Annotated in this window: 17 protein-coding genes and 2 tRNA genes; 16 read left to right on the forward strand and 3 right to left on the reverse strand. The window is 63.7% G+C overall.

The genetic code is table 11. The features are described from left to right. Positions 1 to 139: 139 nt before the first annotated feature. The 12 genes from ABC729_RS02970 (at position 140) to ABC729_RS03025 (ending at position 9,812) form a co-directional block, all read left to right on the forward strand. On the forward strand, positions 140 to 289 hold the full coding sequence (locus ABC729_RS02970) for a hypothetical protein (protein WP_495606171.1): 150 nt from the start codon (positions 140 to 142) through the stop codon (positions 287 to 289). Between the two features lie 153 nt (positions 290 to 442). Then, positions 443 to 2,002, forward strand: a complete 1,560-nt coding sequence (locus ABC729_RS02975; protein WP_495606172.1) for a 2-isopropylmalate synthase — start codon at positions 443 to 445, stop codon at positions 2,000 to 2,002. Positions 2,003 to 2,347: 345 nt separating this feature from the next. Beyond that, positions 2,348 to 3,385, forward strand: a complete 1,038-nt coding sequence (locus tag ABC729_RS02980) for a rod shape-determining protein (RefSeq protein WP_054167055.1) — start codon at positions 2,348 to 2,350, stop codon at positions 3,383 to 3,385. A 114-nt stretch (positions 3,386 to 3,499) separates the two neighbouring features. After that, the gene (gene mreC, locus ABC729_RS02985) at positions 3,500 to 4,378 is read left to right on the forward strand and encodes a rod shape-determining protein MreC (RefSeq protein ID WP_495606173.1); all 879 of its coding nucleotides are present in this window, start codon (positions 3,500 to 3,502) and stop codon (positions 4,376 to 4,378) included. An 11-nt stretch (positions 4,379 to 4,389) separates the two neighbouring features. Beyond that, a complete protein-coding gene (gene mreD, locus ABC729_RS02990; RefSeq protein WP_495606174.1) occupies positions 4,390 to 4,899 on the forward strand; it encodes a rod shape-determining protein MreD in 510 nt (169 codons plus the stop codon). A 9-nt stretch (positions 4,900 to 4,908) separates the two neighbouring features. Further along, positions 4,909 to 6,819, forward strand: coding sequence for a penicillin-binding protein 2 (gene mrdA / locus ABC729_RS02995; RefSeq protein ID WP_495606175.1), 1,911 nt, complete (start codon positions 4,909 to 4,911; stop codon positions 6,817 to 6,819). Beyond that, the gene (gene rodA, locus ABC729_RS03000) at positions 6,816 to 7,967 is read left to right on the forward strand and encodes a rod shape-determining protein RodA (RefSeq protein ID WP_495606176.1); all 1,152 of its coding nucleotides are present in this window, start codon (positions 6,816 to 6,818) and stop codon (positions 7,965 to 7,967) included. The genes mrdA and rodA overlap by 4 nt, the downstream gene beginning before the upstream one ends. Positions 7,968 to 8,127: 160 nt before the next feature. Next, positions 8,128 to 8,203 (forward strand) — tRNA-Lys (locus ABC729_RS03005). Between the two features lie 29 nt (positions 8,204 to 8,232). Beyond that, positions 8,233 to 8,308: transfer RNA gene (locus ABC729_RS03010), tRNA-Lys, on the forward strand. A gap of 124 nt (positions 8,309 to 8,432) precedes the next feature. Beyond that, positions 8,433 to 8,780, forward strand: coding sequence for a hypothetical protein (locus ABC729_RS03015; RefSeq protein WP_495606177.1), 348 nt, complete (start codon positions 8,433 to 8,435; stop codon positions 8,778 to 8,780). A 71-nt stretch (positions 8,781 to 8,851) separates the two neighbouring features. Further along, positions 8,852 to 9,232 (forward strand): hypothetical protein, encoded by a 381-nt coding sequence (locus ABC729_RS03020; RefSeq protein ID WP_495606178.1) that lies wholly within the window; start codon positions 8,852 to 8,854, stop codon positions 9,230 to 9,232. Position 9,233: 1 nt separating this feature from the next. Further along, the gene (locus tag ABC729_RS03025; RefSeq protein ID WP_495606179.1) at positions 9,234 to 9,812 is read left to right on the forward strand and encodes a tyrosine phosphatase family protein; all 579 of its coding nucleotides are present in this window, start codon (positions 9,234 to 9,236) and stop codon (positions 9,810 to 9,812) included. A gap of 112 nt (positions 9,813 to 9,924) precedes the next feature. Here ABC729_RS03025 and ABC729_RS03030 read toward each other — a convergent pair whose 3' ends face one another. Continuing rightward, positions 9,925 to 12,873 (reverse strand): bifunctional [glutamine synthetase] adenylyltransferase/[glutamine synthetase]-adenylyl-L-tyrosine phosphorylase, encoded by a 2,949-nt coding sequence (locus ABC729_RS03030; RefSeq protein WP_495606180.1) that lies wholly within the window; start codon positions 12,871 to 12,873, stop codon positions 9,925 to 9,927. A 121-nt stretch (positions 12,874 to 12,994) separates the two neighbouring features. Here ABC729_RS03030 and ABC729_RS03035 point away from each other — a divergent pair, with 121 nt between their 5' ends. Then, a complete protein-coding gene (locus ABC729_RS03035) occupies positions 12,995 to 16,171 on the forward strand; it encodes a YhdP family protein (RefSeq protein WP_495606181.1) in 3,177 nt (1,058 codons plus the stop codon). A gap of 12 nt (positions 16,172 to 16,183) precedes the next feature. Here the strand turns inward: ABC729_RS03035 and ABC729_RS03040 are convergent, their stop codons facing one another. Beyond that, positions 16,184 to 16,432 (reverse strand): hypothetical protein, encoded by a 249-nt coding sequence (locus tag ABC729_RS03040; protein WP_495606182.1) that lies wholly within the window; start codon positions 16,430 to 16,432, stop codon positions 16,184 to 16,186. Then, positions 16,429 to 16,971, reverse strand: a complete 543-nt coding sequence (locus ABC729_RS03045; RefSeq protein ID WP_495606183.1) for an EndoU domain-containing protein — start codon at positions 16,969 to 16,971, stop codon at positions 16,429 to 16,431. The genes ABC729_RS03040 and ABC729_RS03045 overlap by 4 nt, the downstream gene beginning before the upstream one ends. Before the next feature lie 77 nt (positions 16,972 to 17,048). Here ABC729_RS03045 and ABC729_RS03050 point away from each other — a divergent pair, with 77 nt between their 5' ends. From ABC729_RS03050 to ABC729_RS03060, 3 genes are all read left to right on the forward strand, one after another. Continuing rightward, complete coding sequence (locus ABC729_RS03050) at positions 17,049 to 17,675, forward strand: SCO family protein (protein WP_495606184.1); 627 nt, start codon at positions 17,049 to 17,051, stop codon at positions 17,673 to 17,675. Between the two features lie 235 nt (positions 17,676 to 17,910). Continuing rightward, positions 17,911 to 18,267: an AtpZ/AtpI family protein gene (locus tag ABC729_RS03055; protein ID WP_495606185.1), complete on the forward strand. Its 357-nt coding sequence runs from the start codon at positions 17,911 to 17,913 to the stop codon at positions 18,265 to 18,267. Between the two features lie 6 nt (positions 18,268 to 18,273). Continuing rightward, on the forward strand, positions 18,274 to 19,017 hold the full coding sequence (locus ABC729_RS03060; RefSeq protein WP_495606186.1) for a F0F1 ATP synthase subunit A: 744 nt from the start codon (positions 18,274 to 18,276) through the stop codon (positions 19,015 to 19,017). Positions 19,018 to 19,055 lie beyond the last annotated feature (38 nt).

Here is a 19,055-nt window from a genome sequence, read left to right on the forward strand (position 1 = left end):
GCCAGCCCCGCATGGAGCCTTTGCATTTCTTTCCCCATGAAGGTTCTTGCCGCGTCGGTGATTTCGCCTTAAAACCGAAACATGAAACGAGCTGTCGATGTTCCCAGTCGGGCGCAGGGTGGCTTGAAACCTTTCAAGGATGGACGGTCCCCCCGTGATGGCGGCAGACCAGATGACGGAACAGCAGAACAGCACGGGCCTCACCGCCCACGCCGTCGGCTTGTCCGCGTCTTCCATCCGTTGCGGCCGCATCGTCCTGGCCGCCACCCTACGACTAATCACCCCCTGAGCGCCCGATGTCGTGCCGCCTTCGTCGCGGTGCGGCCCGCGATCAGGGGAGGAGGCACCGGTCCGGTGCCGCAGACGCCACATATTTCTTCTATCGAAATCGGTGCGCCGTACCTGACAGGACCGCACCCGACGTGCCGCAAGGGACCAGGACATGACCATCACCCGCGACAGCAACCGCGTCATCATTTTCGACACCACCCTGCGCGATGGCGAGCAGGCGCCCGGCTGCTCCATGAATCTGGATGAAAAGCTGCGCATCGCCACGGTGCTGGAGGAAATGGGCGTCGATGTGATCGAGGCCGGTTTCCCCATCGCGTCCAACGGCGATTTCGAGGCCGTGCGCGAAGTGGCCCGTACCGTGAAGAACGCGACCATCGCCGCATTGGCCCGCACGTCCCGCGCCGATATCGACCGCGCCGCCGAGGCGTTGCAGCTGGCGCAGCGCAAGCGCATCCACACCTTCATCTCCACCAGCCCCGTCCACATGAACTACATGTTGAAGATGACGGAAGAGGAGGTATTGCAGCGCACCATCGATTATGTCGGCTATGCCCGCAACCTGACCGATGATGTGGAATGGTCCGCACAGGACGGCTCGCGATCTGACCGCGATTTCCTGTGCCGCTGTGTGGAGGCCGCCATCAAGGCCGGTGCCACCACCATCAATATCCCGGACACGGTCGGCTATGCCCTGCCCGAAGAATATGCCGCCATGTTCAAGGACGTGATGACCCGCGTTCCCAATTCGGACAAGGCGATCTTCTCTGTCCATTGCCATAATGATCTGGGTCTGGCCGTCGCCAACTCGCTCGCCGGTATCGGTGCCGGTGTGCGGCAGGTGGAATGCACCATCAATGGCTTAGGCGAGCGGGCGGGCAATGCGTCCCTGGAAGAGATCGTCATGGCCCTGCGCACGCGCCATGATCTGATCGGCTGCACCACCGGCATCAAGACGGAACATATCACCCGCATCTCGCGTCTGGTGTCCACCATCACCGGCTTTCAGGTGCAGCCAAACAAGGCCATCGTGGGCGCCAATGCCTTCGCCCATGAAAGCGGCATCCATCAGGACGGTATGCTGAAGCATGCCGAAACCTATGAGATTATGACCCCGGAATCGGTGGGTCTGAACCGGTCGTCGCTGGTCATGGGCAAGCATTCCGGTCGCGCCGCCTTCCGCGCCAAGCTGAAGGAACTGGGCTATGACGATCTGGGTGAGAATGCCGTGAATGACGCGTTCGGGCGCTTCAAGGATCTGGCCGACCGCAAGAAGGACATCTATGACGAGGACATCATCGCCATCATGGATGATGAGGTCGGTCGTCAGCATGACCGCGTGCGGTTCCAGGCATTGCATGTCGTCGCCGGTTCCCGCGGACCGCAGCATGCCGTTCTGGAACTGGAGATCGATGGCAAGTCCATCCCGCCGGTGGTCGCCTTCGGCAATGGCCCGGTCGATGCGGTGTTCAACGCCCTGAAGCTGGCCTTTCCGCATGAAGCGAAGCTGCAGCTCTATCAGGTGCATGCCGTGACCCAGGGCACCGACGCCCAGGCGGAGGTGACCGTGCGCCTGGAAGAGGAAGGCAAGACCGTGAATGGGCAGGGTGCGGACGCCGATACGCTGGTGGCCAGTGCGCGCGCCTATGTCCATGCGCTGAACAAGCTGATCACCAAGCGGCTGAAGACGGCACCGGTGGCCTTGTCGGCGTAAGTCCAATCTTCTTACGGTGCCGGGCGTGCGCCGCGAAAGCCGCGCGCGCGACTCCGAAACCGCGACTTGAGTCAAACCCCCGCTGGAGACCCCTCCGGCGGGGGTTTTTGCCATGTTTTCGCCATGAAGTTTGAGGGTCGTATAGCCTGAAAGGGGGTGATGCGGGGCCTGCACACCCTTCATGTGGCACTGCGAAGGGAACGGGGCGCGGAAATTCCGTTTCCAGGGCTTTCAAGGCTTGAGGGGGCCGCCCCAAATGGTCTATGCAACAAGCGCGACCCGGCATATCCGGGGCCCGGTCGCACCAAGGCGGCAGAATCCGGACATCAGAGATACGCTTCACCCATGTTTTCAAACCTGCTCGGTATGTTCTCCGCCGACATGGCGATCGACCTTGGTACGGCGAACACGCTCGTCTACGTGAAGGGTCGCGGCATCGTCCTCAATGAACCGTCAGTTGTCGCCATCCGCGACCTGCGGGGCAAGAAGCAGGTCCTCGCCGTGGGTGACGAGGCCAAGCTGATGCTTGGCCGCACGCCCGGCAACATTCAGGCCATCCGCCCGCTGCGCGACGGCGTCATCGCCGATTTCGAAGTGGCGGAGGAAATGATCAAGCATTTCATCCGCAAGGTTCACAACCGCCGCAGCTTCGCCAGCCCGGAAATCGTGATCTGCGTTCCGTCGGGTTCCACCGCCGTTGAGCGCCGCGCGATCCAGGAAAGTGCCGAGGCTGCCGGTGCGCGCCGCGTTTCCCTGATCGAGGAACCGATGGCCGCCGCCATCGGTGCCGGCCTGCCGGTGACGGAGCCGACGGGCAGCATGGTCGTCGATATCGGCGGCGGCACCACGGAAGTGGCCGTCCTGTCGCTGAACGGTACCGTCCATGCCCGTTCCGCCCGCGTGGGTGGCGACAAGATGGATGAAGCCATTATCGGCTATATCCGCCGTCACCATAACCTGCTGGTAGGTGAAGGGTCGGCCGAGCGTATCAAGAAAGAAATCGGCTCCGCCTGCCCGCCGGAAGATGGCGAAGGCCGGGTGATGGAGATCAAGGGCCGCGACCTGATGAATGGCGTGCCCAAGGAACTGGTGATGAGCGAGCGGCAGATCGCCGAGAGCCTGGCCGAGCCGGTCAGCCAGATCATTGAGGCGGTCAAGGTCGCGCTGGAACATACGGCGCCGGAGCTGGCCGCCGACATCGTGGACAAGGGCATCGTCCTGACGGGCGGCGGCGCGCTGCTGGCCAATCTGGATTATGTCCTGCGCCATGCCACCGGCCTGCCGGTTTCCATCGCTGACGATCCTCTGTCCTGCGTGGCGCTGGGTTCGGGTCGCGCGCTTGAAGAGGAAAGCCTGCGCAACGTGCTGATTCGCATGTATTGATCGATCGTTTATTGCGATCCGATATTTACAGCATCGCGTTGAAGCGTTACTTTCACATGGCAATGTAAGTCACCGATTTGGGTGGCTTACCCGATCACGGGACACCACCCCCCGGTGAAGACACGCAATAGCGGATCCGTCGTGCGCATCGCGGCCCCTCTTTGGGGGATGGTGCAGCGATTCTACTTTCCGCTGCTGATCCTGGCCGCCGGCGCCCTGATGATGATCGGCCATGTCAATGGCGGTGCCGTAGAGCAGGCGCGCACGCGCGTCACTGATGCCGTTTCCCCTGTCCTAAACGTCATGTCGCGTCCGGCCGCAAGCGTGGCCGATGGGCTGGAATATTTCCGTCAGCTGGTTGACCTGCATGACGAGAATGCCCGCCTGCGCGAGGAGAACACACGGCTGCGGCAGTGGGAGCAGGCGGCACTTCGCCTGGATGCGGAAAACCGCTCCCTGCGCTCGCTTCTGTCCTTCAAGCCCGACCCGGCGGCCCGTGTCGTGACGGGCCGTGTTGTCGGCGATCCCGGCGGCGCTTTTGTGCGCACCGTGGTGGTAACCACGGGCGAACGTGACGGCGTGGCGCGCGGTCAGGCCGTGATGTCGGGCCAGGGGCTGGTCGGTCGTATCGTGCAGGTCGGCGACTGGTCGTCGCGGGTTCTGCTGATTACCGACCTGAACGCCCGTATCCCCGTGGTGCTGGAAAGCAGCCGGCAGCGTGCCATGCTGGCCGGTGACAATTCCGACCATCCGCTGTTGACCTACCTGCCGCCGAACAGCGAGGTGACGCCGGGTGAGCGGGTGTTTACCTCGGGCCATGGCGGCCTGTTCCCGCCGGGTCTGCCCGTCGGCATTGTGGAGATCGGGGAGGGCGGCAAGCCCCGGGTCGTGCCGATGGCCGACCTGTCGCGTCTGGAGCATGTGCAGGTGATCGATTTCGGCACCGTTGGCGGTGTGGCCGCCGAAGCGACACAGTCCGGCGCGATGAAGTAAGGGGCACGGCTTTGGCCGGCGGATTGTTTCACCAACTCGACCAGACGGCACGTAACCTCGTGCCCTTCTCCGTCACGATCCTGGCCATGCTGGTCGGGATGGTGCCCCTGCCGTTGCCCGGCTATGCCATGGTGACGGTGCCCTTCATGCTGATGTGCCTGTTCTACTGGGTCATCCACCGTCCCGACCTGCTGCGCCCGCTGGTGGTGTTCGCCATCGGCCTGTTGCAGGATCTGATCGGTGGCACGCCCATTGGGTCGACCCCCATGGTGCTGATGATGGCCTATTGGCTGTTGATCACGCAGCGCCGGTTTTTCCTGGGCCGGTCCTTCGTGATGCTGTGGATCGGTTTTGCATTGGTGGCGACGGGGGCGGCGGCGGTACAATGGTCAGTGTTCGCCCTGATGACCGCCAGCCTTCTGGACGCGCGGCCCGTGCTGGTGCAGGCCCTGATGGGCGTGGCATTGTTCCCGTTGATGGCCTGGCTGCTGCAAAGGCTGCACCGCGCCTATTTGAGCTGAGGGTTACCCATGTCGGCCTTTGACCGGGATGCCGAACGGCAGCGCATGCTGTCCCGCCGCACGCTGGTGCTGGGCGGGCTGCAAGGTGCTGCTGTCGCCACGCTGATGGGCCGGCTTTACTATCTCCAGATTGTGGAGAGCGACCGGTACACGGTGCTGGCCGAGGATAACCGTATCTCGTTACGCCTCGTTGCCCCGCCCCGGGGCCTGATCACCGACCGGTTCGGCGTGCCACTGGCCGTCAATGAGCAGAATTTCAGCTCCATCATCGTGTCCGAACGCGCCGGCGACGTGCAGCAGATCCTGGATGAGGTAGGCAAGCTGATCCCCCTGACCGAGGCGGATGAGCGGCGCATCCAGCGCGATATCCAGCGCTCCCGCTCCTTCGCGCCGATCACCATCAAGGAAAACCTGACCTGGGATCAGGTGGCGGCCATCGAGGTCAATTTGCCCGACCTGCCGGGCGTGTCCATCGATGTCGGCCAGGTGCGCTCCTACCCGTTCGGTGAGGCGTTGAGCCATGTGCTGGGCTATGTCGGGGCCGCGGCGGAGAAGGATGTGGAAGGTTCCACCGACCCGCTGCTGACCCTGCCGGGCTTCAAGGTCGGCAAGGGCGGGATCGAGAAGCAGTATGATCAGGCCCTGCGTGGGGCTGCCGGCAACCGTCAGCTGGAAGTGAATGCCGTCGGTCGGGTCATCCGTGAGCTGTCGCGCGATCCTGGCCAGCCGGGGCGCGAGGTGGCGCTGACCATCGACGCCAAGTTACAGCATTATATGCACCAGCGCCTTTCTGCGGAGGAGAGTGCGGCGGCCATCGTGATGGATGTGAATACCGGTGGTATCCACGCGCTGTGTTCCAGCCCCAGCTTCGATCCCAACCAGTTCGCCATGGGCATCGGCTATGATGCCTATCAGGCGCTGTTGAAGGATGACCGCACGCCACTGATCAACAAGGTGATCGCGGGACAGTACCCGCCAGGATCGACCTTCAAGATGCTGACGGCACTGGCGGCCCTGGAATCGGGCATCGTCAATGCCGACCACCGCGTCTTCTGTTCCGGCCATATCGAGCTCGGCAGCCACCGTTTCCACTGCTGGAGCCGCAATGGCCATGGCACGTTGGACATGGTCGGCGCGCTGATGCACAGCTGCGACGTCTATTTCTATGACATTGCTGGTCGCGTCGGCATGGACCGCATTGCCGACATGGCCCGCCGGTTCGGCCTGGGTGGCAAGGTCGGGCTGGAGCTGCCGGGAGAGCGGCCGGGTCTTATTCCGGATCCGAAATGGAAGCGCCAGACCCTGAAACAGCCCTGGCACCAGGGTGAAACCCTGATCGCATCCATGGGCCAGGGCTATGTCCTCACCACACCGCTGCAACTGGCCGTCATGACGGCACGGCTGGCCAGCGGGCGGGCGGTGCAGCCGCACCTGCTGAAATCCATTGAGGGGCAGTTCGCCGAAACGACCGATTGGCCCACCCTTGACGTGAAGCCGGAAAATCTGGCCACCGTCCTGAAGGGCATGAACGCCGTCACCAATGTACCGGGCGGCACCGGCTATCGCGCCCGCATCAATGTGCCGGGCATGGAGATGGCGGGCAAATCGGGCAGCGCCCAGGTGCGCCGCATTTCCATGGCCGAGCGTAGTTCCGGCGTCATCAAGAATGAGAACCGGCCCTGGCGGGAGCGTGACCACGCCCTGTTCGTGGCCTTTGCCCCTGTGCAGGCACCAAAATATGCGTGTGCCGTGATCGTGGAACATGGCGGCGGCGGCGGCGCCGTGGCGGCCCCCATCGCGCGCGACATCCTTCTGGAATGCCAGATGCTGGAGGCGGCGCGCGCCACGGTGGCGCAGCAACCGCCGCCTGCCACCGACACGACACCGCCGCCGCCGAACCCCGCAGGAGAAACGCCATGACCCTGGACGTCTCCGGCGACAGCGCTGCCCTTTCTTTTACCGAGAAGCTGGCCCAGATTCCCTGGTCCTTCGTGTTCCTGGTCACCGTTGTGGCCTGTGTCGGCTTCGCCATGCTCTATTCGGCGGCTAATGGACAGATCGATCCCTGGGCATCGCGCCAGATGCTGCGTTTTGGCGTTGGTCTGTCCCTGATGCTGTTCATCGGCATGATCGATATCCGCGTCTGGATGAAGATGACCTACCCGCTTTACGGACTGGTCCTGGTGCTGCTGGTCGGCGTCGATCTGTTCGGATCGGTGGGCAAGGGGGCGCAGCGCTGGATCGACCTGGGCTTCGTGCAGTTGCAGCCGTCGGAAATCATGAAGGTCACGCTGGTCATGGCGCTGGCCCGCTATTTCCATGGTGCCTCGCTGGAAGATACGGGCCGCATCCCCTATCTGATCGTGCCGCTGCTGATTGTGGGGGCGCCGGTCGCCCTGGTGCTGGCGCAGCCGAATTTGGGCACGTCGCTGATGCTGATCATGGCGTCGGGGGCCATGTTCTTCCTGTCGGGCGTGCGCTGGTGGAAATTCGCGCTGGTGATCGGTGCCGTCCTGATCGCCATCCCGCTCAGCTGGCAGTTCCTGCTGCACGACTATCAGCGCGACCGGGTGGAAACCTTCCTGGACCCGGACAGCGACCCGCTGGGCACCGGCTATCACATCACGCAGTCGAAGATCGCCTTCGGGTCGGGCGGGCTGACAGGGAAGGGGTTCCTGCAGGGCACGCAGAGCCACCTGAATTTCCTGCCCGAAAAGCAGACCGACTTCATCTTCACCATGCTGGCGGAGGAATTCGGGCTGGTCGGCTCGGTCAGCTTTCTGGTGCTTTATTGTCTGCTGCTGCTGTTCGGTTTCGTCATCGCGGGGCGATGTAGGCATCAATATGGGCGGCTGCTGGCGCTGGGGCTGACGGTCAACCTGTTCCTTTATCTGTTCATCAATGTCGCCATGATCATGGGCCTGATCCCCGTGGTGGGCGTGCCATTGCCGTTGATTTCTTATGGCGGCACGGCGACGCTGGCGGTGATGGTGGGCTTTGGCCTGCTGATGTCGGTGCATGTCCACCGGGATGTGCGCATGTCGCGGCGGGGTCTCGGCGATCTGTGACGCCAAGCGTCTTGGGGCATGCCGCCAGCGCAAATCTCGGTCGCCGAAAAAAGCACCATTCCCCGTATCGAAAACTATCGACAAGGGGAAGTGCCTTTGCTACACAGCGCGCCTCGCCACGGTGAACGCCCTGGCGGGGCCGCGAAAGCAGATGTGGATTGGGCGCATAGCTCAGTTGGTAGAGCAGCTGACTCTTAATCAGCGGGTCCAAGGTTCGAGTCCTTGTGCGCCCACCAATCCACCCCTTATCGCCGCGTTGAAGGTTGGGCGCATAGCTCAGTTGGTAGAGCAGCTGACTCTTAATCAGCGGGTCCAAGGTTCGAGTCCTTGTGCGCCCACCAACCTTCCCCTAGATCACAAACAATTCGCATGGCTGACGCTTCAGCAGCGCACGGATAGCGCTTTATCCGTTGTTCACGCATACCCATTTGTTGAACGGGGGGGCGGAATGCTGGAGTGCGGGCCATGGCTCGTCTCACCGCCATTCTTGTGTTGTTCATCCTTGCCGGGACCGGTGCCGCGTGCGCGGCCAACCAGCCACCGCTAGTCTGGCAATGTGTCGATGCGCAGCGGATCGGCAGCTGGGCCTTCATCGACCATGACAGCATCCTGATCGCCACCGGCCCCGGTGATTATTACCGCGTGCGGCTGGATGGTGTGCTGCCGGACGAGGATCTGCGCCTGCAGGGTGCGGTCTCCTTCGTTCCACGTATGGATCGACAGCTCTGTGCCTCGCTGGGCCATGTCGTGGTCGGGCGGCGCTGGTTCTCGATCCGGTCCATCACGCCCTGGCGGGGGGCGTCATCGCCTTGATCGCGCCCCGATCCCGCGCCACCATGGTGACAAGGGGTGATGGGATTTGAACCGAAAGGAGGACGCGGATCATGCGTCGCTACCTCATGCTGCCATTGCTGGCCCTGTTTTGCGCGGGATCTGCTTTTGCCGATGACGCTGTGAAGGCCGACAAGGCACGCGAAACCTGCATCGACTCGCGTCGCATCAATGGCTGGACGTCGGAAAGTGACCGGGTGATCATCGTCACGCTGGGCGCCAGACAGCGCTATCGTATGGAATTGAGCCCATCGGCCGGCATCTTCAATGTGGACAGCCGGCCCGATCTGGCTTTCATTCCGCGCAGCGACGGCTCGCTCTGTGCCGGCTGGGGCCATGTCGGGGTGGAGGGGCAGCGTATTCCCATCCTGTCGATCACCCGCCTGCCCGATCCGCCGCCAAAGGCAGAACAGGCCGCACCACCGGAGAAATGATTTGGTATCGCCCACCTTCGTCCCGTTCCGCACAACTGTCTGCGGCATCCAGGAACTGCCCGACCATGCCCTGGCCGGGGTGACCCACCTTGTCTCCATCCTGGACCCGGACCGGGAGCCGCTGACGGCGTTCGATGATTATGGGCCGCATCACCGTATCGACCTGCGATTCGACGATATCGTCATCGAACTGCCGGAACGGATGGCGCCGGTGGACCGGCATCTGGAACGTGTGCTGGCCTTCGGGCAGCGTCTGGCGGCGGAGGAGGGGGCGGACCATCACCTGCTGGTCCATTGCCATATGGGCATTTCCCGCTCCACGGCGGCCATGGCCCTGATCCTGACCCAGGCCCGCCCCGACCGCCCGGCGGTGGAAGCCCTGGCGGAGGTCGTGCGCATCCGGCCCCAGGCCTGGCCCAACCTGCGCATGCTTGAAATCGGCGGCGACATTCTGGGCCGGCGTCAGGAACTGCTGGAGGCCGTCCGCGAGGTCTATCAGCGCCGTGCCCAGGGGCAGGCCGAATGGCTGCGCTTCCTGCGCGAGAACCACCGCGAGCGCGAATTGGCGCATATGGGGTGACCTCAGCGCGGAATGCCGTAGGTCAGGTCGAGGCGCAAGCCTCGCCCTGACAGAAAAGGCTTTCAATCCATTCCTGTCAGGGCTCGCCTTCGGCTCGACCTGACCTACGGGTTCAGGTCGGCTTGGGTGCCCCCACAATCCGGTCGAACGCGGCCTTGACCGCCGCCGCCTTGGCGCGCAACGCCTCCTCAACCGCCTCAAACGGGGTGCCCTCGGGCAACTCGGGCAGAGCGGTGCGGGCGAGGCCGGCTTTCAGGCCGGGGGGTGCTTTGGTGGCGTCGAAGCTGCCTTCGACGGTGAGGCGCAGGAAGCCCTGAACGCGCCGCCAGGTCTTGTGCGCGTCGATCAGGATGTTCGCCGTATCCACCCCGATGAAGCCGCTGTCGCCCAGCCAGGCCAGCGCGCCTGTGGTGTTGGGGTCAATGATTTCTGGCCGTTCGGGCGCGTGCAGCAGGGTCAGGTACTGGGCGATGAACTGGATATCGATCATGCCGCCGCGCACATATTTCACGATCCAGATATCGTCCGTGTGGTGCTGTTGATCGATGCGCCCGCGCATGGAGGCCACATCCTCGCGCAGTTTGGCGGGATCGCGGGGGCGGGACACGACCGACACGATCTCCGTCATCAGGCGCTTGCGCAGACTGTCCGGCCCCGTCACGGCACGGGCACGGGTCAGGGCCATATGTTCCCAGGTCCAGGCGCTGTCGCGCTGATACTTCGCGAAGCCATCGAAGCTGACGGCCAACGGCCCGGCATTGCCGGACGGGCGCAGGCGCATATCGACCTCATACAATTGCCCCTCTGCCGTGTGGGCGGTGATGGCATTGACCAGACGCTGCGTCAGCTTGATGAAATAATCGTTGGGTGACAGGGGCTTGGCCCCGTCCGACTGTATTACATCCGCCGGCACTTCATAGACCGTGATCAGGTCCAGGTCGGACCGCAGCGACAGCGACCGCGCGCCAAGCCGCCCTAAGCCCAGGATGGCCATGCCGGCACCGGGCAGGCGGCCATGGCGCTTGGCAAATTCATCCTCCACCGCGCGCTGAATACCCGTCAGCCCTACCTCCGCCACATCGGTCAGGAAGGCACCCAGACGGTCGGCGTCGCTGACATGGCGCAGGATATGAACGCCGGCGCGGAAGCGGTGTTCATTGGTCCAGCGACGGGTGAGGTCCAGCACCTCTTCGAAGTAATGCGCGCCGCCGACCAGGGCATCGAATCCGGCCTCCAACTCGTCGCGGCCCGGCAGGGTGCCGAAGAAACCGGGCAGCAGGACCGCATCCAGCGCTTGCGGCTGCCGCGCCAGCTGTTCGGCCAGACGGGGCGCGGTGCCCATCACCTCTGCCACCAGATCCAGCAGGTTGGGGTTGGCATAGAACAGGCTGAACAGCTGTACCCCCGCCGGCAGGCGGGACAGGAACTCATCGAATTTCAGGAAGGCCTGATCCGGCTGTGCCGTCTTGCCAAAGGCGGCCAGCAAGGTGGGGACCAGTTCGGTCAGCAGCTCCCGCGCCCGCTGGCTGCGCGTGGCGCGGTAGCGGCCATGGTGCCAGGCGCGGATCTGCCCCGCCACGGCGGACGGGTTGGCATAGCCCATGCCGCGCAGCGTCTCCATCGTGTCGGGGTCATCCTCCGTGCCCGTGAAGACCAGACTGCCGGACCCGGACAAGGCCGGGCTTTCGGAGAAGAGGTGATCGTAATGATCCTCCACCAAAGTGAGTGTGGCCATCAGCCGGTCGCGGAAGGATTGGGTATCGGGAAAGCCGAGGAAGGCGGCGATGCGGTCCACGCCGTCATCCGTCTTGGGCAACTGGTGGGTCTGCTGGTCATCCACCATCTGGACCCGGTGTTCGACGGTGCGCAGGAAACGGTAAGCCTCCGACAGATCGTCGGCGGCCTGTTTTTCCACACGGTCGGCGGCGACCAGGGCGTATAGCGTCTCCACCGTCCCGCAGGTGCGTAAGGAGCGGTCGCGACCGCCATAGATCAGCTGCTGTGTCTGGGCAAAGAACTCAATCTCGCGGATGCCGCCGCGCCCGATCTTGATATTGTGGCCGTTGACGGTCTTTTCCCGGTGGCCCTTGTGCGCACCGATCTGCCGCTTGATGGAATGGATGTCCTGGATGGCCGCGAAATCCAGGTTCCGGCGCCAGATGAAGTGCCGGATGATATCCATGAAGCCCTTGCCCGCCTCCAGATCGCCGGCCACGGGCCGCGCCTTGATCATGGCGGCGCGTTCCCAGTTCTGGCCCAGGCTGCTATAATAAGCCTCCGCCGCCGAGACACTGACGGCGACGGGCGTGGCGCCGGGATCGGGGCGCAGGCGCAGGTCGGTGCGGAACACGTAGCCATCGGCGGTGCGTTCATCCATGATCCGCACCATTTCGCGCGTGGCCCGCACGAAATGCTTGGTCATCTCCCCGTCCGGCACCTGCACAATGCCGTCGTCATACAGCACGATCAGGTCGATGTCGGAGGAGTAGTTCAGTTCCCGCGCCCCGAACTTGCCCATGGCCAGGACGATGTAACCGCTGTCCTTTTCGGGCTGTTCCGGGTCCGGAACGATCAGGCGGCCCATGGAAACCAGCTGCCGTAGTGCCACGCGAACGGCCAGTTGCAGGGTGGCCTGCGCGAAATCGGACAGCGCACCTGTGACCTTTTCCAGCGGCCAGTCGCCGCCCATGTCGGCCAGTCCGATCAGCAGGGCGGCGCGGCGCTTGGCGATGCGCAGGGCCTTCATCAGCTTGTCGGCGCTGGTCTGTGCGCCATGATCGCGCCACAGTGCCTGAACAAGCTCGTCAAAGGCCGCGTCGAAGCCGATTTCCAGCAATTGCCGGAAGAAACCCATCTCCCGCACCAGGGCATGTCCCAGGAACGGGCTGTTGGCGAACACTGCTTCCAGCACGCGCTTTCCATGGGGATCGGCGGCATAGGAACGGGCGAAGGCGGCGAGATCGGGATCACATCCCGGACCCGCCGCTTCGTGCCAATGTTCCAGTCCGACGGCGGCGCGTTGCGGATCGCCAAGGCGGGGAAGGGATTCTTGATTGAACATCGGGTGTCTACCGGGCTATCCCAAGCGGACCGCATGGGCGGGGGGCCAGACTGCCCACCGACCCTTGTTCAGGTCAAGCCGCCCGTAACGCCCGGCGAAGCCCGCCGGAGAACCGAGATCAATGCTGCGTCGCACTGCCCTTTTCCTGCTTGAACTGGTCGCCGGCCTGTCGCTGGTGGTCCTGTTGGCGGGTGGGTATCTGGCCTTCCGCCTGACGCAGCAGGGGCCGATCGGGGTGGATTTCCTCACGCCCTATCTGACACAGGAATTATCGCGCGAAGGGCCGGTCACGCTGGAGATCGACCGCACGGAACTGGCCTGGGTCGGGTTCGGCACGCCCATCGATATCCGGGTCAAGGGGGTGGAGGCGCATGGGGCCAGCGGTGCCCTGCTGGCCGCCGTGCCGGAAATGCGCCTGGGCCTGTCGGTGCCGGCCCTGCTGCGCGGGCGGGTGGCACCGACGCGCATCGATCTGGTCGAACCCAGCCTTTATGCCGAACGCACCGCCGATGGCGGCTTTCGCCTGGATATCGGCAATGACAGTTCCGACCCGGAGGCCGGGGCACGAATCCTTGCCGACCTGATCGACCAGATGCGCCGCCCGCCCGACCCGGAAGCCACCATGGGTGCATTGCGCGACCTGCGCATCACGCGCGGCAAGCTGGTGGTGGCCAATCTGGCGACGGAGACAAAATGGCAGGTGCCGCGCCTGGACATGCGTCTGCGCCGCGATGTGCGCGGCGTCCGGGGCACAGCGTCGGCCGATATCGACATGGGTGCCAAGATCAACCAGATCGCGGCGGAGGTGGTCTGGCGGGCCGAGGATGGCGGCATCACGCTGCGCAGTGAGATGGCGGACATCGTGCCGGCGGAATTTGCGGAGATCGCACCCGTCCTGCACCCGCTGCGCGCCCTCGATGTGACCTTGGCCGGCACCGTCATGCTGGAGCTGAAATCCGATCTGACGCCGGTGAACCTTGTCCTGGGCCTGACGGGGGGCAAGGGCACCCTGTCGCTGCCCGAGCAATTGCCGGAACCGCTGGCCTTCGACCGGGTGGAGCTGCACGGCACGCTGGATGATGCGGGCCGGCATCTGGAGCTGACCCGCTTCAACCTGGACATGGCCGGTCCCGCCGACCTGACCATCAGCGGCAGCGCCCGGCAGCGGGAAAAGAATATCGAACTGGCCCTGACGACGGAGATCACGGGTCTGCCCATGGCGGACCTTCACCGCTATTGGCCCAAGGGCGTGAAGGACAATACGCGCGACTGGATGGTCGGCAACCTGGCGGACGGCACCTTTGACCGAACCGTCTTCAGGCTGGAAGGATCGGGGCCGGTGGATGACCCCGGTTCCTTCCATGTCGCGTCCATGCAGGGTGAATTCGCCCTGTCGGGCTTCACCGTCCATTACCGCCGGCCCCTGCCGCCCGTCACCAACGTGTCAGCGACCGCCACCTTTGACGGCAAGAGCTTTGATATCGCCGTTCTGGATGGCGCCCTGCTGGATATGAAGGCGGGGCCGGGGATGATCCGCATCCTGGGTCTGGATACCGAGAATGATCACCGCATCGATATCCGTGTGGCCTTGGACGGGCCGCTGTCATCGGCGCTGACGGTGCTGGACCACCCGCCCCTGGGCTATGCCGCCAAGGTCAATCTGGTGCCGGAGAAGGCGTCGGGACAGGCCAGGGCCGAACTGCATTTCGCCTTCCCCCTGGTCGCCGCCCTGACCATGGACATGGTGGAACTGGACGGCAAGGCCAGCCTGACCGGCGTTGCGGTGCCCGATATCGTGTCCGATATCGATGCGACCGAGGGTGTGCTGGAACTTTCCGTTACGGGGCATGACCTGAATATGACGGGCACGGCCCTGCTGAACGGGGTGCCGGCGCAGGTGGAATGGCTGGAGAATTTCCCCGCCGACGCGGCCATCGGCACACAGGTGCGGGTGCGCGGCCGGTTGGATGATGAACAGCGCCGCCGCTTCCGTCTGGACTTTCCCGACTGGCTGAACGGCCCGGCCGGCGTGGATATGGTCTATACCAGCGAACGCACGCCCGAAGGCCGGCAGCAGACCATCCAGGCCGATATCGACATCACGCCATCGGTGCTGCGCATCGATGTGATGAAATGGAAAAAGGAAGCCGACAAGCCGGGCCAGGGCCGGGTGACGGTGAAGTTCAAGGATGGCAAGCCCATCCTGATCCCGGCCTTTGTGGTGACCACGGAGGAACTGGCGGCCATCGGGTCCATGGAACTGCGCGAGGCAGACTATGGCCTGTCGCATCTGCTGCTGACCCAGTTCAAGCTGGGCGACAGCGACGCGCGCATTGATCTGCGCGATACCGACGGCAAGGGCGGGCTGGCCATCGACGTGCAGGGCGACAGTTTCGATGTCCGCCCCTTCCGTGGCAAGAACAAGGGGCCGGATGGCAAGGTCATTCCGCCCGACCCGGCGGAGGAAGCCAAGCCCAAGACCCCGCTGTCCATCAGCTTCGACTTGGGCCGGGCCATCATGGGCGATGAGGGCAAGGAAATCCGTCAGGCCAAGGGCCGGATGGAGCGGGACACCAACATCTGGTATCGCACCGACCTGGATGCGCAGGTGGGGGAGAAGGGGTTCCTGCGGGTGCGTTACGCCCCCGATCCCGCGGACGCCCGCATCCTGACACTGACCGCCGAAACCGATGATGCCGGGGCCACCTTGCGCGGGCTGGATATCATCAGCCAGATCAAGGGCGGCCATCTGACCCTGACGGGCCGGTCGCAGGCCGATGATCCGGGTCAGGCCCTGGTGGGCAAGGCCAGCCTGACCGAATATCAGGTGCAGGACGCGCCCGTACTAGCCCGGCTGCTGTCGGCCACGTCGCCGCGTGGATTCGCCAACTTCATGTCGGGCCAGCCCATCGCCTTTTCCCGCCTGTCGGGGGACTGGCTGTGGCACAAGGATGGGATCACCCTGCGCGAGATGCGGACATCCGGGTCGCAGGTGGGCCTGACGCTGGAAGGCAATGTCGATATCAAGCGTGACGACGTGGCCCTGCAGGGCACCATCGTGCCCTTCACCACGGTCAACAAGCTGCTGGGCGTGATCCCGCTGCTGGGTGATCTGCTGGTTGGTGGGGAAGGGCAGGGGCTGTTTGCCGCCACCTACAGCGTGAAGGGCCCGACAGACAAGCTGGATGTCGGGGTCAATCCGCTGGCCGTTCTGGCCCCGGGCTTCCTGCGCAACCTGTTTTTCCTGCCGCAACCGGCGGGCGAGGATTTGCCCAAAGAGGCGAAGGACGGGAAGTAAGCACGCGGGTGTTTACGCAGCCGCCCTTAACCCTGCCAGCGCCATCTCCCGTGGCACCAGGACCGGCGGCCAGTCATCCTGCATGATATTCTCCAGCAGCAGGCCATCATCGCTGACGCTGGCCGCATAGAGATTGCCGACGCGCCGGTCCGGCCGCACCCCGCCCGTCAGGCCGGTGATGAAGGCGGCGATGTCGCCCGCATCGCCGCCCATGTCGGTTTGCAGCCAGTCGGCCAGCCATTCGGCAGGGTCATGGATCATTTCGGACAGCTTTCGCCCTTTTGCGGGAAGGCCGTGTTGATGCGGCCATCATCGAATTCCGCAAACCGGATGACGAAACGTTCCCCGCCCGGCCCGGTGCAATATTTCGGATCGGCTTTGGCCGGTGCCGAACAGCCCAGCTTGCCCCAGGGCTTGCCCGGCGCGTGGCTGTTCTTGACGGCATAAAGGATGGAGTTCGTCACCTGCTCCACGCTGCAATTGTCGGGATAGAAGGTGGAGTTCTTGGATTTGCCGTTCTCGAAAAACACCTTGGTGTCGTAGATGCCATCGGCCTGTGGCGGCTGGGCCTGCACCTCCTTCACAGGCGCGGTGTCGATGATGGCGCGGCTATGCATGCCGACCACATCGCCATTCTTCTTCACCTCCCCGCACAGGACATGGCGCAGGTTCAGGGACGGGCTGGTCTGGCTCCATCCGAAGCTTTCATCCTCACAAGAAGTCTTCTCCGCCGCGCCAGCGGCACCGCATGCCGCCAGACCGACCGCCAGAACCGCCAACCGGACCAACCGCACCGCCATTATCCGCCCCTATGAAGTTGTGGAAGCATCGTCTATGGGTGACCATATCATTGCTGATGGTTTTCGGGAGAGGGTTGATGACGCGGGAACGGTTGGTGCGCATGGCGCTGGCGGCGCTGGTCGGGCTGATCATGGCGGCGGTGATCGCCTGGATGACCATCCGTCACGACCAGCGCCAGGCCGGCGGTGTTGCCACCAATGTGGCACCGGCCAGCATCGGCGGGCCATTCACCCTGACCACCCATGATGGACGGGTGGTCAGCGATCAGGATTTTGCGGGCAAGTACAAGCTGGTCTTCTTCGGCTACACATTCTGCCCCGACATCTGCCCCACCGAATTGCAGACCATCGCCCAGGCCATGGATCTGATGGGCGACTCCGGCGCCGATGTGCAGCCACTGTTCATCACCATCGATCCCGAACGCGATACGGCCCCTGTCCTGGCCGAGTATGTGAAACTGTTCCATCCGTCGATCATCGGCCTGACGGGAACCACCGAACAGATTGCCGCCGTGGCCAAGTCCTACCGCGTCTATTACGCCCGCTCCCAGGGCGAAACCGATCCGACGCAATATCTTATGGACCATTCCACCTTCGCCTATCTGCTGGCACCCGACGGTTCCTTCGTCACGGTTTTCGCCAAGGACAGCACGCCCGAACAGATGGTGGAAGCCATCAATGCCCACCGGTCACGCGGACGCTGAATAGGGCTTTCGTGTAACGAAACAGGGGCCGTTACCTGCATTTCGGGGGGTAAAATGCCGTTTTGGCGTGCAAAAGGTATGATGCGCTGCGGCATCGGACCTATGCGCGGGGTGGAAATCAAGGATTTTCAGGTACTTAAGTAGGGGTGCCTTACCCTTGACAGTATCCGGGGCTAACCGTATGGTGCCGCCGCTTTCGCACGGTATCCAACTTCTGGCGGAAGGGACCCGCTTCATGTCCGATGAGCGCACGCCCCCTTCGCTGGACGAACTGGATGCCCGCCTGCGTGAGGCCCGCCGGAATGCCGGCATGGACCCGCCAGACGCCCCACCGGGGCAGCCGGCCGGGGGCGTGTCGAACGGAGACATGGCGCTGGGCCTGCGCGTGGGGGTGGAACTGGTTGCCGGTGTGCTGTTCGGGCTTGCGCTCGGTTTTGGCATTGACTGGTGGCTGGGGACCAAACCCTGGGGAATGATCATCCTGATCTTCCTGGGCGCGATCGCCGGATTTATGAATGTGTACCGCCTGACCTCCGGTCAGGGGTATGCGGCGGGGTTCGACAAGTCCCAAAAGCGGGACGGTGGGGAGTAGGGCATCGTGGCTGGTCCTTTGGAGCAATTCGAGATCAAGCGCCTGGTCAACCTGCCGGTTGGCAATCTTGATCTGTCCTTCACCAATTCCGCTTTGTGGATGGTGATTGCCGTTGTGGCCTCGACCTTCCTGCTGGTTTACGGGATGCGCGGCCGCGCCCTGGTGCCGGGCCGCCTGCAATCCATCGCCGAGCTTCTGTATGAGTTCGTGGCAGAGATGGTGCGGGACAATGCCGGCCCGCAGGCCCGCAAGTTCTTCCCCTTCATCTTCTCGCTGTTCATCTTCGTGCTGTTCGGCAACGTCCTGGGTCTGATCCCCTGGTCCTTCACTTTCACCAGCCATATCATCGTGACCTTCGCGATGGCGCTGTTCGTGTTCGTGGTCGTGACCATCGTTGCCTTCGTGAAGCACGGGCTGCACTTCTTCCACTTCTTCCTGCCGCATGGCACGCCGCTGTGGCTGGCGCCGCTGATCGTTCCCATCGAACTGATCTCCTATTTTGTGCGCCCCATCAGCCTGTCCATTCGTCTGTTCGCCAACATGCTGGCCGGCCACACCATGATGAAGGTTTTCGCGGGCTTCACGGTGTCGATGGTTGCCGCTGGTGGTGGCATGGCTGCGGTCGGTATGCTCCCGGTTCTCCTGAATGTCGCGCTGTTCGCCCTGGAATTCCTGGTCGCCGGCATTCAGGCCTACATCTTCGCGCTGCTGAGCTGCGTGTACCTGCGTGACGCGCTGGAGATGCACTAACCATCTCCAACGTCCAACCCGTCTTATCCAAAAGACAC

The organism is Niveispirillum sp. CC-CTL257 (genome assembly GCF_059489915.1).